Here is a 12,210-nt window from a genome sequence, read left to right as displayed (position 1 = left end):
GGCGCGGTTTCAGCGCATGGGGCGGGACGCGGCGACGGTATGGGCCGTCAGCGAGACGCCGACCCGGGTCAGTCCGCCCACGGCCGCCCGGAACTCCTTGATGTGCGGGGTGGCGAAGTGCTCGTCGAGGGCCTCCTGGGAGGCCCACCGCTCGTACACCCGGATCCGCCGTTCGTCGCCCGGGTCCGCGGTCATCGCGTAGTCCAGGCAGCCCGGCTCCGCCTCACGGGTCCGGTGTCCCAGTACGACCAGATGGTCCAGCATCCTGTCGCGATCGCCGGGCTCGTAGTCCATCCAGCCCGCGACGATGATCTCCTCGGTCATGGCATGTTCCCTTCGCGGTCATGGACGTGGGCCCGCCGCCCCGTCGGGGGAGCGGCGGGCCCACGCGTCCGTCAGACGCCGAGCGTGGCCGGCACGCTGTCCACGGTGACCGTGCCCTTGTCGCCGTCGACCGTGATCACCATGCCGTCCCGCAGTCGCTGTGTACCGCCCTCCACGGAGATGACCGCCGGGATGCCCAGCTCGCGGCAGACCACCACGGCGTGGCTGTTGAGCGCGCCCACATCCACCACGGCCGCTCCGGCCACCAGGAACAGCGGGGTCCAGGCCGCGTCCGTGATCGGCGCGACCAGCACCTCACCGGGCTCCAGCGCCTCGCAGGAGGCCGGGTCCGTCACCACCCGCACCCTGCCGGTGTAGGTGCCGTGGCTGCCGCCCACACCCCCGAGCACATCACCCTCGACAGCCGCCGGTGTCCGCTCCCCGGCGCGTCGCGGCCAGCTGTCGATCTCCGTCTGCGTGTCGTCGGCGACGAAGAACGGCGGCTCCAGCTCGTGCAGGCCCGCGTACTCCTCGAGCCGGCTCGCGATCATGGGGCCGAAGGACTCCGGGGCGGCGACATAGTCGTCGAGTTCGGTGTCCAGCAGCATCATCACGTCCTCGGGCCGGGCGAAGAGTCCCGCCTCGACGCCGCGACGGCCGAGTTCCCGTACGGCCATACGGATCTCGTTGACGACGGTGACGCAGTTCGCCTTGGTGCGCTCGCGGGCCGGGATCCACACCTGGGAGGCGTGCATGCCGGCGTCGAACAGGGGCTGCGTCTCCTCGGGGAGCGCTGCCCGGATCTCCCGAGCCGTGAGCTCACGCCCCTCGGTCAACCGCTTGCGCCGCGCGGCCGGGGAGTCGTCGTCGGGACTGTGCCGGATCCGGTCGACCAGGGCCAGCGCCTGGACGGGCGCCGCCTCCCAGGACAGCGCGTGGATGTCCCACTCGTTGGGGCCGCGGTCGCCGGACTCCGCCAGGAACTCCTCGAAGCAGTCACGGAACGCCTTCACGTCCCCGGTCGCGGTGTCGAGCGCCTGCTCCACCGCGGCCGGACCCCGGTCGAACAGCGCGCTCAGCTCGGCGGAGGCCGCCACCTGGCGGGACAGCGTCCACAGCCCGGCCGAGGGGGAGGCGGAGTCGACGTCGCCGAGACCGCCGATCAGGTCGAGCATGGCTTCCGGGCGGTCCACGCTCGCGCACAGCGGGCCGAGGATCGCCGGTCCGACGGACGCGGGCAGTGAGGACTCGACGTGCCGCTGGAAGGTCGTCTCCACATCGCCCAGCAACGACCTCGCGTGGGCGACCAGTTCGGCGTCGGACAGACCCGTCAGGGCGGGGCGCGAGCGGCGCAGGGCGCGCAGCCGTTCCCGGTCGGCGTCGGCCTCGGGGAACCCGGTCTGGCCGAGCATCCGCTGCAGCGTCGCGCCGGCCTTGCCGGTCAGCTCCTCGTCCTGGTCGTCCGGGTGCGCCACGTACAGTGGCGTGTCGGAGCGCTGACCGACGAAGGCCGCGTCGATCTGGTCCGCCGTCTGGCCCATACGGATGCCGAACAGCCGCATGTGGGACAGATTGAGGTAGAAGTGGCCGCCGAACATGCCGACGAACGGCGGCCTGGGGCCGGCCACCTCCTCCTCGCGGTAGATGCCGAACCCGACGAAGCCGTTGCGCCAGCCCTCGAGGCCCCGCCCCCAGACCAGGGTCCAGCCCAGCGGACTGGCGGGGTCCGGCAGGGTCTCGCCCGCGTTGGCCCGGGTGTAGTGCGGCAGCCGCTCACTGCGCTGCCAGTCCGTGATCCAGCTCTTCATGCCCGAGGTCTCCCGCTTTTCCGTACCCGTGCCCGCTCCTGCCCGTCCCTCGCCTACCACTGCGCCGTTCCGCCGTCGACGCTGATCAGCGCGCCGGTGATGCCCGCCCCGGCCTCGCTCGCCAGCAGCGAGGCGACGGCGGCGATCTGTTCCACCGTGGTGATCTTCTTCGTGGCGGCGTGCTCGGCGAAGCGGTTCAGCCATTCCTCGTAGCTGATGCCCTCGGCCTCGGCGGCGGCCGGGCCCGCGGCACGCATCAGGTCGGTGTCGACGGCGCCGGGGCAGATGGCGTTGCAGGTGACGCCCTGGGTGCCGTACTCGAAGGCGGTGGCCTTGGTGAGTCCGTGGATGGCGTGCTTGTTGGTGATGTAATGGCTGATCCCGGGCTTGTTGGCCTGCTTGCCCTCGACGGAGGAGATGTTGATGACGCGGCCCCAGCCGTGTTCCAGCATCGTCGGCAGCGCCCGGCGGGTGCCGTAGAAGTAGTTGTTGACGTTCAGGTTGAGGGCGTCGTGCCAGGCCTCGTCGCTGAGCTGGTGGATCGGGGCGAAGCCGGAGCTGCCGCCCACGTTGTTGACCCAGATGTCGAGCCGGCCGAAGCGCTCCGCGGCGAAGTCGGCGAGGCTCTCGATGTCCTCCTGGCTGCCCGCGTCGCAGGGGTGGAAGACGGCCCGGTCACCGGCGCCCATCTCCTCGAGGGCCTGCTTGCCCTTGATCTCGCTGCGGCCGCTGACGACGACCGTGGCGCCGTCGGCCAGGAAGGCCTCGGCGATGGCGCGGCCGATGCTGCGCGTGCTGCCCGTGATCACCGCGACACGTCCGTCGAGGCTGCCCGTAGCCACCATGTTGTTCTCCCGCGAGTGTTGTCGGTACGTCACCTGGCGGCTCTGGGGGCTGCTGTCTCCAGGTGCTGGTGAATGGTGTGGTGGAAGTGCTGGAGCCCGGGCTCGTTGCGTCCGAAGACGAAGTCGGTCCCGTCGAGGGCCTGCAGGCCCTGCTGGACTCCGTAGGTGGTCGCGTAGTCCTCGTCGCGGACCACCTCGTGGAACCACGAGCCGAACCGGTCGGCGGCCCGGCGCTCCTCCTCGGTGACCGCCGGTTCGCGCAGCAGGATGATCTGCTGGGTCACCGACTCGGTCGCCGTCCGGGGGAGCACCAGGGAGACGGCGATCTTCTGGCGCCAGCCGCCGGCGATCGCGAGGCCCGGGAAGAGCCAGTAGATGGGCCCGACACAGTCCCCGGGGTCGCGCTGGTCCGGCGGCAGCTCGACCGCCTGAGCGATGGGGCGCAGGGCCGGTGCGATGCGCTGATGGGGGCCCCAGGTGTCGTGGGCCATCATGTTCGAGAGGTTCGTCTCGAACACCGTCTTCGGGTGCAGCGAGGCGAAGTGGTACGTCTCCAGGTACCCGTCGAGGGTGACCTTCCAGTTGGGGCTGGTCAGCTCGTTGGTGGAGTAGTGGTGGCACTCCGCCAGCCGGAGCCCTTCGAGCAGCGGCTGCAGATCGCCGAGCCAGCCGTCCAGGTCGGGCTCGGCTGCCGGGTCCAGCGAGACGAAGACGATCCCCGCGCGCTCCCCGGCCGGGAGCCTGACGAGGCCGCGGCCCTCGCGCGGCACCTCGCCGAAGGTCTTCTCGGCGTACACGCCCCGTAGCTCCCCGGCCAGGTCGTAGGACCAGGAGTGGTAGGGACAGGTGAGCCGTCTCGACACCCCGCAACCGGGTTCGAGGAGCTTGGCCCCCCGGTGCCGGCAGGCGTTGATCATCGCGTGCACGGCGCCCTGCCGGTCCCGCGTGATCAGTACGGGGACGCCGAGCACGTCGATCGCCTTGTAGGTGTTCGGCCCGGGCAGCTCGCAGGACATGGCGAGCGGCAGCGGGACGCTCCGGTGGACCGCGTCCGTCTCGCGTCGCCAGCGGTCGGCGTCCAGGTAGTTGGCCACGGGTTCCGTCCACTGGCCGTCCGCCTCGTGCGTCGTGTTGTCGCGGTAGTGCGCGACCACCCGCTCGACGAGTTCGGCCGCCTCCCGCCGCATCGTCACGGACGCGGCGTCGGTGGACCGGTCCTGGCTGATCCACGACGAGTACTCGGGGGCGGAGGGGGCCGAGGACGGCGTCCCGCGCTCGGCACCTGTGTCCCGAACCGCCGGTGAACTGATCTGGACCACGGTGTCCTCACAATCCTCCCAGCCGCGAGCCGGTGACCGGCTTCGGAATGCGACAGCTGGGTTGTGTCCGAAACTGCAACAGGACTTAGTGTGGTCTGTCAATAGAAAGTGTCGAAGTTGCCGCTCGGTGTCGCGTGGGGGTGGGTGGGATGGTCATGACCCTGCCGTTCGAGGTGGGTGTGATGGTGCGGGATCTGGAGGCGATGGAGCGCTTCTACTGCGACGTCATCGGCTGCCGTGTGGAGCGCCGCTCGCGGGTGCCGGCGTTCGTCGGGGGCCCGGCCGGGCTCGGCGGTGAGCTGGTGGTCGTCTGGCTGCGGGTGCCCTCCGGAGGGTGCGTCAAGTTGATCCGTCCCCGGTCGGCACCGGTGCCGGACCGTGCGGAGCCCTGGTCGGCCGGACGTCCGGGGCTGTCGTATCTCACCTTCCATCTGGACGACATGGACCCGGTGGTGGCCGCGCTGACGGCCTCGGGCGCCCGGCCTGTGTCGGACCCCGTCGTCGTCCGCGCGCGCGGACGGCGGATCAGCTTCTGGGCGGATCCGGAGGGCAACGTCGTGGAGGTGGTGGACGCGCAGGACGGCAACCCCGATCCGGGGCGTAGTAATTAGAGACGCTGTTCAGTAAGGTGCCCCTGCCGGTTACTGTAGACCGGCATAAGTAAGTCCGATCGCTTGGCAACCTCCCTCGGACGAAGGGGCGGACGATGGCTCAACGAGCGTCAACGGCGTCGAAGAAATCCACGCAGGTCAGTGCGCAGGTCATCAAGGACCTGCACGAGCGCATGGTGCGTATCCGGCTGTTCGAGACCGAGGCGGGGAAACTCATGGAGGCGGGCAAACTGCCCGGCTTCCTGCACCTCTATGTCGGCCAGGAAGCCGTGGCCGCCGGAGTGATGGCAGTCCTGCGGGACGACGACCAGATCACCTCGACCCACCGCGGCCACGGGCACGCGGTGGCCAAGGGCGTCGGCTTCCGCGAGATGTACGCCGAACTGTACGGCCGGGTCACCGGAGCCTGCCTCGGCCGCGGCGGGAGCATGCACATCAACGACCTCACCCGGGGCATGCTCGGCGCCAACGGCATCGTCGGAGCGGGCGTACCGATCGCCGTCGGCGCCGCCTTCGCCGCCCGGTACAAGGGCGAGGACAGCGTCGCCGTGACCTTCTTCGGCGACGGCGCGACCAACATCGGCGCCTTCCACGAGGGCGCCAACCTGGCCGCGATTCTCGGCCTGCCGGTGATCTTCATCTGTGAGAACAACGGCTACGCGGAGTTCACCCCGCAGTCCGGGCACATGCTGCTCACGGATGTCGCCGACCGGGCCGCCGCCTACGGCATGCCCAGCGTGATCGTCGACGGCATGGACGCGGTCGCCGTCCACCGCGCCACCACCGAAGCCGTCGAACGGGCCCGGGCCGGCGCGGGCCCGATGATGATCGAGGCCAAGACCTACCGCTACTTCGACCACCAGGGCGTCAAGGGCCTGCGTCACCCCTACCGCTCGGACGAGGAGGTCGCCGAGTGGAAGTCCCGCGATCCCATCGACCTGATCGAGGCCCGGGCGATGGCCGACGGCATCGCCACCCGCGCCGAGCTGGACGACGTATGGCGGCGCACCCGCGACGAGATCACCGAGGCCATCGCGTACGCCGAGGCGAGCCCACTGCCCGACCCCGCCGACCTGCTGCTCAACGTCTACTCGGGATGACCGCCATGACCACCACCACCGAGGCACCGGCCCCCACCCCGGTCGCCGCCCCGCGCAGACTCAGCTACGTCAAGGCCTTCAACGAGGGACTCGCCCAAGCCATGCGCGAGGACGAGAACGTCTTCGTCGCCGGAGAGGACGTGGCCGGATACGGCGGCGTGTTCCGCATGTTCGACAACCTGCTCGACGAGTTCGGCCCCCGCCGCATGATCGACACCCCGATCTCCGAGGCCGCCCTGGTCGGCCTCGGCGTGGGAGCCGCCGCCCGGGGTCTGCGCCCCGTCGTCGACCTGATGTTCATGGACTTCATCGGCGTCTGCCTCGACCAGATCGTCAACCAGGCGGCGAAGATGAAGTACATGTTCGGCGGCGCGGTGTCCGTGCCGCTCACCATCACCACCGCCTCCGGCGCGGGCCTCGGCGCCGCGGCCCAGCACAGCCAGAGCCTGGAGGCGTGGCTGGCCCACGTCCCCGGCCTCAAGGTGGTGATGCCGTGCGACGCCTACACCGCCAAGGGCCTGACCGTCTCGGCCATCCGGGACGACAACCCGGTCGTCGTCATGCTCAACAAGGTCTTGCTCGGCAGCACCAGTGAAGTGCCCGAGGAGATCTACGGCATTCCGCTGGGCCGGGCGCACACCGCGCGACAGGGCTCCGACGTGACCGTGATCGCCCTCGGCCGCATGGTGGGAGAGGCCCTCGCGGCGGCCGACGAACTCGCGGCCGAAGGCGTGGAGATCGAGGTGATCGACCCGCGCACCGTGCAGCCGCTGGACACCGAGACGATGTTCGCCTCCGTCCGCCGCACCAACCGGGTGCTCGTGGTGCACGAGGCCGTCACCTTCGGCGGGCTCGGAGCGGAGATCGCCGCCCAGATCCAGGACGCCGCCTTCGACCACCTGGACGCGCCGGTCCTGCGGATCGGCGCCCCCTTCTCCCCGGTGCCCTTCTCGCCGGTCCTGGAGAAGGCGTACGTGCCCGATCGCGCCCGTATCGCCCAGGGCTGCCGGCGCCTGCTCGAAAGGTCGTGACCGACGTGGCGGTCGAGGTTCTGCTGCCGAAGATCGGCCTGACCATGCAGGAAGGCACGATCGACGCATGGCTGGTGCCGTCCGGCGCCTTTGTCGCGGAGGGTGACGCACTGCTGCGGCTGGCCACCGACAAGGTCGACGTGGACGTCGAGGCGGAGGCCGGGGGGCTGTTCCATCCGGTGGTCCCGGCGGGGGCCACCGTCCCGGCCGGGGCCCTCATCGGCTGGTTGCTGGACGAGGGCGAGCAGCCACCGCGGACGGGGGCTGCGCCGGTGCCTGCCGCCGGGCCCGCAACCGGTGCGGATACGACCGCCATGCCTGCCCTCGACGGTGCGGCGACCTCCGGCAACGGCACCGCCGGCCGGCTTCTGTCCTCGCCGAACGCCCGCCGGGTCGCTGCGGCCGCCGGTGTCGACCTCACGGCCGTGAGCGGCACGGGACCGGGCGGCCGGATCGTCTCCGAGGACCTGGAGGATTTCCTCGCGACACTCTCCGGCGGCTCCGGCCACTCCGGCGGCTCCGGCGATTCCGTCGCGCCGGTTCTGCCGGCCGGCACCTCCTCCTCGCCGCTGGTCCGCAAGCTGGCGAGGGAACGGGGCATCGATCTCACCGAGGTGAACGGCACCGGCCCGGGCGGCCGGATCCGCCGCTCCGACCTCGACGCCGCCACACCGGCGCCGGTCCGTCGGAACGCGGCCCCGCAAGGCGGCGACGTCATCCCCCTCACCGGGATGAGGGGAACCATCGCCCGCCGGATGCACACCAGCCTCCAGGAGATGGCCCAGCTGACCCACGGCTACGAGGTGCGGATGGACGCCGTGGTCTCCCTGCGGGACAGGCTCAAGGAGGAGTGGGCCGACGGCGAACTGCCGGTGCCCAGCGTCAACGACTTCCTGCTGAAGGCCGCGGCCCTGGCCCTGCGCGCGCACCCGCTGCTCAACGCGACGGTGCGGGAGGACGGCATCCATCTGCTGGACGGCATCCACCTGGGCTTCGCGGTGGCTGTGCCGGGCGGCCTCATGGTTCCCGTCATCGAGGACGCGGGGGCACTGCCACTGCCCGAGATCGCCCGCCGGTCGAGATCCCTTGCCCAGGCCGCGCGCGAGGGGCGGATCTCCCCCGCACAGCTGGAAGGCGCCACCTTCACCGTCACCTCGCTCGGCGGATACGGCGTCGACTTCTTCACTCCCGTGATCAATCCGGGCAACGTCGGGATCCTCGGGGTGGGCCGGCTCAGGGACGGGGTCGAGTGGGTCGACGACCGGCCGCTGCGGACCCGGGTGCTCACCCTGAGCCTCACCTTCGACCACCGTGCCGTCGACGGGGCACCCGCCGCCGATTTCCTCCGCACGGTCGGTGAGCTGCTGGGCAAACCCCTCCGCCTGCTGGTGTGATCCGGGACCTACGCGGTGGGGTCGGCGATCCGCTCGGCGAGTTCGCCGACCTCACGGACGAAGGAGCGGTGCCCCAGCGACCGGTAGACGTCGTCCCCCCGGACCTGGGAGATCGCCGCGGTCTCCAGCAGCGCGAGCAGGCCCAGGCCGATCACCGCCGCCTCGGCGTCGGAGACGGACGCGCGGGCCTTGCGGATCAGCCGCACCAGCTCGTCCAGCAACTCCGTACGGCTCTCCTGCCGCAGCGCCTCGGCGTCCTGGCTCATGCCGGCCGACGACACGAAGAACACGGTGGCGGCGGACCGGTGTTCGCCCATCCAGGCCAGCAGGGTGGTGACCGCCGCCGCGATGTCCGAACCGGGCTCGTGCGCTTCCGTGAGTGCCTGCAACTGCTCGCGCAGCGCGGCGGCGAACCCCCGCATGGCCTCCGCCAGGACCCGGTCCTTGGAGGAGAAGTGGTAGTACACCGCCGCCGAGGTCATCTCCGCACGAGCGGCGATGTCGGCCACCGTCACCTCGTCCGGCGGCTGCGTGGCGAACAACTCCGTGGCTGCCTCGACCACCCACTGCTTGCGCGAGGGACGGTGAGCGGCGCGGGTTCCGGATGTCGTCATGATGTCAAGTATGCCGGGACCTCGAGGCCCCGGAGGCCAGTGCGCAGCGGGAATTATGCGGAAGCAGGGTTTCAGTTACTGGATACAATGGTCAGTACGCAGGACCCACGGACGTGGGTTCACGGCAGCGGGCAGGGAGCATGATGGCCACCACGAAGACCGGCAAGCAGCCCGCCCACCGACCCTCGCGGCGGCAGCACATCATCACGTCCGCCGTGCGGGTCTTCGGCCGCAACGGGTTCGCGGAGACCAGCATCCAGGACATCGCGGACGAGGCCCAGGTGGTCCCCACGGCCGTCTACTACCACTTCGACGGCAAGGAAGAACTGCTCGAACTCGCCATGCGCCGGGTCTTCGACCAGCTCAACGCGGTCGTGGAGGCCGCCCGGCCGGACTCCGAGCCGGGTGACGCCGAGGGCCTGGTCCGCGTCATCGACGCCGTGTGGGACTGGGTGGAGCAGAACCCGGACGAGGCCCGGCTGTACCAGGTCCAGGTCGCCTCGGCCAACGGCAGCGTGAAGGTGCTGCGGGACGAGTTCGAACAGCGGCACATCCAGCGTGGTTACGACTACCTGCCCGAGGGCACCACGCGCAGCCCCCGCGCGGCGAAGGCCCGGCACGCGGCACAGGCGCTCGCCGTCCGCACGCTGATCAGCACGACCATGCTCGTCACCGCGCTGCGGGCGGAGGGAGGACCGCTGTCCCGGCTGCCCTCCCGCTCGGTGCTGGAGGCGGTCAGGGAGCTGGCGCTGCGCATCGTCGCCGCCGACCAGAAGCCGGAGTAGGCGGAGAAGCGGGCGGAATCGGCCGCTGCACGGACCCGAGGCCGTTCACCAGGGCAGTGGCCTGCGGTCGGCGAACAGCCCGCCCGTCGTCCCGTCGCCCTCGGGAAGAGTCGCCAGCCAGACCGGCGTGTCCGCTCCCTCCTCCGGGCCGCGCGGGGCGGACGGGCCACCCATGCCGCTGCGGGTCCAGCCGGGATCGGCGGCGTTGACCAGCACACCCGTCCCGGCCAGCTCGGCCGCGAGCATACGGGTCAGGGCGTTGAGCGCCGTCTTGGAGACGCGGTAGGCGGGGTGCCGGCCGGAGTCCATCAGCGCCAGTGAGCCGTACGAGCTGGTGAGGTTCACGACCCGGCCGTAGCCGGCCTCCACCATCCCCGGGACGACGGCCTCCGCCAGCCGCCAGGCGCCGGTGAGGTTGGTGTCCAGTGTCGCGCGCAGAATGTCCTCGTCGACGTACGGGGGCCGCAGCTGCCCGTCCAGGGACACCCCCGCGTTGTTCACCAGGACGTCGATCCCGCCCGTCAGCTCGCGTGCCGCCCGGACCGCTTCACCGACGCTCTTCGTCGAGGTCACGTCCAGGGCCAGTGGCAGGGCCGCCGGGCCGATGGCACGGCACGCCTCCTTGGCGGCCGCCGTGCTGCGCGCCCCGACCAGGACCCGCAGCCCCCGGTGCGCGAGCTGGCGGGCGATCTCCAGGCCGATGCCGCGTGCCCCGCCGGTCACCAGCGCGGTTCTGTCACCGTTCCGCATGGCTGCCTCCTGTCACACCGTCAGGACCGAGCACGCGCTGATGCCGGGCGCGCCGTAGACATGGGTGAAGCCCACTCGGGGAGCGCCCGGCACCTGCACACCCGGCGCCCGGCCCTGCAACTGTCGTACGACCTCGTGGAACTGGCGCATCCCGGAGGCGCCGACGGGCTCCCCGCCGGCCAGACAGCCGCCGTCGGTGTTGACCGGTATCCGGCCCGTGGGATCGGTGACCCCGCCGGCCAGCAGTTCCTCCTGCTCGCCGTGGCCGCACAGTCCCGTCTCCGCCAGATGGATCAGTTCCGAGCCGCTGTCGGTGTCCTGCAACTGGGCCACCTGCACGTCGGCGGGCCGCACCCCCGCCGCACGGAAGGCCGCCTCCGCGGCGTCGGAGCTGGGGCTGTGGTGCGGTCCCGGCGGCAGCCAGGGGGAGAACACCTCGAACGAGCCGAAGCGCCGGGTCCGGAAGGCCAGCGCCGCCAGCCTGACGGGTCGTTCGCACAGGTCGAAGGCGCGGTCGCCGAGCGCCAGCACCAGCGCCGCCGCACCCTGTCCGGGTGAACAGAACATGTACTGGGTGAGCGGGGGACTGACCTCCGCGGAGTCCAGGATCTGCTGCTCCGTCAGCGGCGTGCGCCGCCAGGCCAAGGGGTGGTGCGAGCCGTTGCGAAAGGCCCGCGCCGCGACCGTCGCCAGTGCCCGCTCGGAGATCCCGTGCTCGTGCAGGTACCGCCGGGTCTTCAGTGCGAAGAACTGGGTGGTGAGCATCATGCCGGTCTCGGCGTACCAGTCGCCCAGGCCGTAGCGGGCCGCGGAGACGTGGAACGCGCCCCGTTCGTGCTTGTCGAACCCCACCGCCAGGCCCAGGGAGGCCTCGCCGGCGCGCAGCGCGTTGGCCACCGCGAGCACGGTGGAGGCCCCGGTCGCGCAGCCGTTCTGCACGTTGACGAACGGCACTCCGGTCAGGCCCAGCCGTCCCACCAGGGTGTCGGGCTTGCCGGACACGTCGGAGCCGCCGGCCGCGTATCCGATGTCCTCCCAGGCAACCCCGGCGTCGGCCAGCGCCTCGCGTACGGCACGCTCGGCCATGTCCATTCCGCTGACACTCTCGTCGCGCCCGAAGGGATGCATCCCGCATCCGACCACGTAGACGTCGTCGGCCCGGCTCATCGCTCCACGTCCCGCTCCGGGCGGAACGCGAAGGTGACCACCCCGGTTCCGTCCTCGTCCTGGTACGCGGGCACCAGGGTGAGCCGGACCGGCAGACCGATCCGGATCTCCGCGCGGGGCACCGCGAGGCGTGCCTCGACCAGCACCCCACCCAGGTCCACATAGCCGACGTGGTAGGGCCGGTGGCCTCCGGCGGGCGCCCGGTAGGGCGGTTTCGGCGGGAACACCTGGAGCGTCCACGACCACACCCGCCCGCTCACCGGCAGCACGTGCGCGGACATCACCCCGTCCGTGCACCTGGGGCACGAGTCCTGCCGGGGGAAGACGACGGTGCCGCACGCGGCGCAGTGGGCCCCCACGAGAGACGGTACGTCCCCGTCGTCGTACTTCCGGTTCTCGCGGTTGTCCCGGTTCTCGAACAGCGACTCGTCGACGAGTCTGGTGCTCATGTTCCCTCCCTCG

General features: G+C 71.2%; 13 protein-coding genes. 5 read left to right on the top strand and 8 right to left on the bottom strand.

Features of this window, described 5'->3' with window-relative positions; all coding sequences use genetic code 11:
* Window positions 1-9: 9 nt before the first annotated feature.
* From ACIRF9_RS38355 to ACIRF9_RS38340, 4 genes are all read right to left on the bottom strand, one after another.
* Window positions 10-324, bottom strand: coding sequence for a putative quinol monooxygenase (locus ACIRF9_RS38355; protein ID WP_403832148.1), 315 nt, complete (start codon window positions 322-324; stop codon window positions 10-12).
* Window positions 325-395: 71 nt separating this feature from the next.
* Complete coding sequence (locus ACIRF9_RS38350; RefSeq protein ID WP_403832146.1) at window positions 396-2,132, bottom strand: PEP-utilizing enzyme; 1,737 nt, start codon at window positions 2,130-2,132, stop codon at window positions 396-398.
* 53 nt (window positions 2,133-2,185) lie between these two features.
* Entirely contained in the window at window positions 2,186-2,977 is a 792-nt protein-coding gene (locus ACIRF9_RS38345; RefSeq protein WP_403832144.1) for an SDR family NAD(P)-dependent oxidoreductase, read from the bottom strand.
* 29 nt (window positions 2,978-3,006) lie between these two features.
* On the bottom strand, window positions 3,007-4,296 hold the full coding sequence (locus tag ACIRF9_RS38340; protein WP_403832141.1) for an aromatic ring-hydroxylating dioxygenase subunit alpha: 1,290 nt from the start codon (window positions 4,294-4,296) through the stop codon (window positions 3,007-3,009).
* 155 nt (window positions 4,297-4,451) lie between these two features.
* Here ACIRF9_RS38340 and ACIRF9_RS38335 point away from each other — a divergent pair, with 155 nt between their 5' ends.
* The 4 genes from ACIRF9_RS38335 to ACIRF9_RS38320 all read left to right on the top strand — a co-directional run bounded on the left by ACIRF9_RS38335 (window position 4,452) and on the right by ACIRF9_RS38320 (window position 8,432).
* A complete protein-coding gene (locus tag ACIRF9_RS38335; RefSeq protein ID WP_403832138.1) occupies window positions 4,452-4,907 on the top strand; it encodes a VOC family protein in 456 nt (151 codons plus the stop codon).
* Window positions 4,908-5,002: 95 nt separating this feature from the next.
* Window positions 5,003-6,007, top strand: a complete 1,005-nt coding sequence (locus ACIRF9_RS38330; RefSeq protein WP_403832135.1) for a thiamine pyrophosphate-dependent dehydrogenase E1 component subunit alpha — start codon at window positions 5,003-5,005, stop codon at window positions 6,005-6,007.
* A gap of 5 nt (window positions 6,008-6,012) precedes the next feature.
* A complete protein-coding gene (locus ACIRF9_RS38325) occupies window positions 6,013-7,038 on the top strand; it encodes an alpha-ketoacid dehydrogenase subunit beta (RefSeq protein WP_403832132.1) in 1,026 nt (341 codons plus the stop codon).
* Between the two features lie 5 nt (window positions 7,039-7,043).
* Complete coding sequence (locus ACIRF9_RS38320; RefSeq protein WP_403832129.1) at window positions 7,044-8,432, top strand: 2-oxo acid dehydrogenase subunit E2; 1,389 nt, start codon at window positions 7,044-7,046, stop codon at window positions 8,430-8,432.
* Window positions 8,433-8,440: 8 nt separating this feature from the next.
* On the opposite strand, the gene ACIRF9_RS38315 is transcribed toward ACIRF9_RS38320, so the two are convergent.
* On the bottom strand, window positions 8,441-9,046 hold the full coding sequence (locus ACIRF9_RS38315) for a TetR/AcrR family transcriptional regulator (RefSeq protein ID WP_403832126.1): 606 nt from the start codon (window positions 9,044-9,046) through the stop codon (window positions 8,441-8,443).
* Between the two features lie 143 nt (window positions 9,047-9,189).
* On the opposite strand from ACIRF9_RS38315, the gene ACIRF9_RS38310 reads away from it, so the two are divergent.
* Window positions 9,190-9,831, top strand: a complete 642-nt coding sequence (locus tag ACIRF9_RS38310; protein WP_403832124.1) for a TetR/AcrR family transcriptional regulator — start codon at window positions 9,190-9,192, stop codon at window positions 9,829-9,831.
* A 45-nt stretch (window positions 9,832-9,876) separates the two neighbouring features.
* On the opposite strand, the gene ACIRF9_RS38305 is transcribed toward ACIRF9_RS38310, so the two are convergent.
* Genes ACIRF9_RS38305 through ACIRF9_RS38295 form a run of 3 tightly spaced genes read right to left on the bottom strand, consistent with a single transcriptional unit; the run spans window position 9,877 to window position 12,197 of the window.
* Entirely contained in the window at window positions 9,877-10,581 is a 705-nt protein-coding gene (locus ACIRF9_RS38305) for an SDR family NAD(P)-dependent oxidoreductase (RefSeq protein WP_403832121.1), read from the bottom strand.
* 12 nt (window positions 10,582-10,593) lie between these two features.
* The gene (locus tag ACIRF9_RS38300; protein ID WP_403832119.1) at window positions 10,594-11,748 is read right to left on the bottom strand and encodes a thiolase family protein; all 1,155 of its coding nucleotides are present in this window, start codon (window positions 11,746-11,748) and stop codon (window positions 10,594-10,596) included.
* Window positions 11,745-12,197 (bottom strand): Zn-ribbon domain-containing OB-fold protein, encoded by a 453-nt coding sequence (locus ACIRF9_RS38295; protein ID WP_403832117.1) that lies wholly within the window; start codon window positions 12,195-12,197, stop codon window positions 11,745-11,747. The genes ACIRF9_RS38300 and ACIRF9_RS38295 overlap by 4 nt, the downstream gene beginning before the upstream one ends.
* Between the last annotated feature and the right edge of the window lie 13 nt (window positions 12,198-12,210).

Origin of the sequence: Streptomyces sp. NPDC096132, from assembly GCF_044763345.1 — a bacterium.
Classification (GTDB): domain Bacteria; phylum Actinomycetota; class Actinomycetes; order Streptomycetales; family Streptomycetaceae; genus Streptomyces.
Note: the sequence above shows the minus strand (reverse complement) of the source record. Positions and strands in the feature narration are given on the sequence as shown.

Coding starts and splice junctions, on each gene's coding strand:
- ACIRF9_RS38335 (WP_403832138.1), top strand. CDS start 4,452: ATGACCCTGCCGTTCGAGGTGGGTGTGATGGTGCGGGATCTGGAGGCG.
- ACIRF9_RS38305 (WP_403832121.1), bottom strand. CDS start 10,581: ATGCGGAACGGTGACAGAACCGCGCTGGTGACCGGCGGGGCACGCGGC.
- ACIRF9_RS38330 (WP_403832135.1), top strand. CDS start 5,003: ATGGCTCAACGAGCGTCAACGGCGTCGAAGAAATCCACGCAGGTCAGT.
- ACIRF9_RS38310 (WP_403832124.1), top strand. CDS start 9,190: ATGGCCACCACGAAGACCGGCAAGCAGCCCGCCCACCGACCCTCGCGG.
- ACIRF9_RS38315 (WP_403832126.1), bottom strand. CDS start 9,046: ATGACGACATCCGGAACCCGCGCCGCTCACCGTCCCTCGCGCAAGCAG.
- ACIRF9_RS38355 (WP_403832148.1), bottom strand. CDS start 324: ATGACCGAGGAGATCATCGTCGCGGGCTGGATGGACTACGAGCCCGGC.
- ACIRF9_RS38300 (WP_403832119.1), bottom strand. CDS start 11,748: ATGAGCCGGGCCGACGACGTCTACGTGGTCGGATGCGGGATGCATCCC.
- ACIRF9_RS38325 (WP_403832132.1), top strand. CDS start 6,013: ATGACCACCACCACCGAGGCACCGGCCCCCACCCCGGTCGCCGCCCCG.
- ACIRF9_RS38350 (WP_403832146.1), bottom strand. CDS start 2,132: ATGAAGAGCTGGATCACGGACTGGCAGCGCAGTGAGCGGCTGCCGCAC.
- ACIRF9_RS38345 (WP_403832144.1), bottom strand. CDS start 2,977: ATGGTGGCTACGGGCAGCCTCGACGGACGTGTCGCGGTGATCACGGGC.
- ACIRF9_RS38295 (WP_403832117.1), bottom strand. CDS start 12,197: ATGAGCACCAGACTCGTCGACGAGTCGCTGTTCGAGAACCGGGACAAC.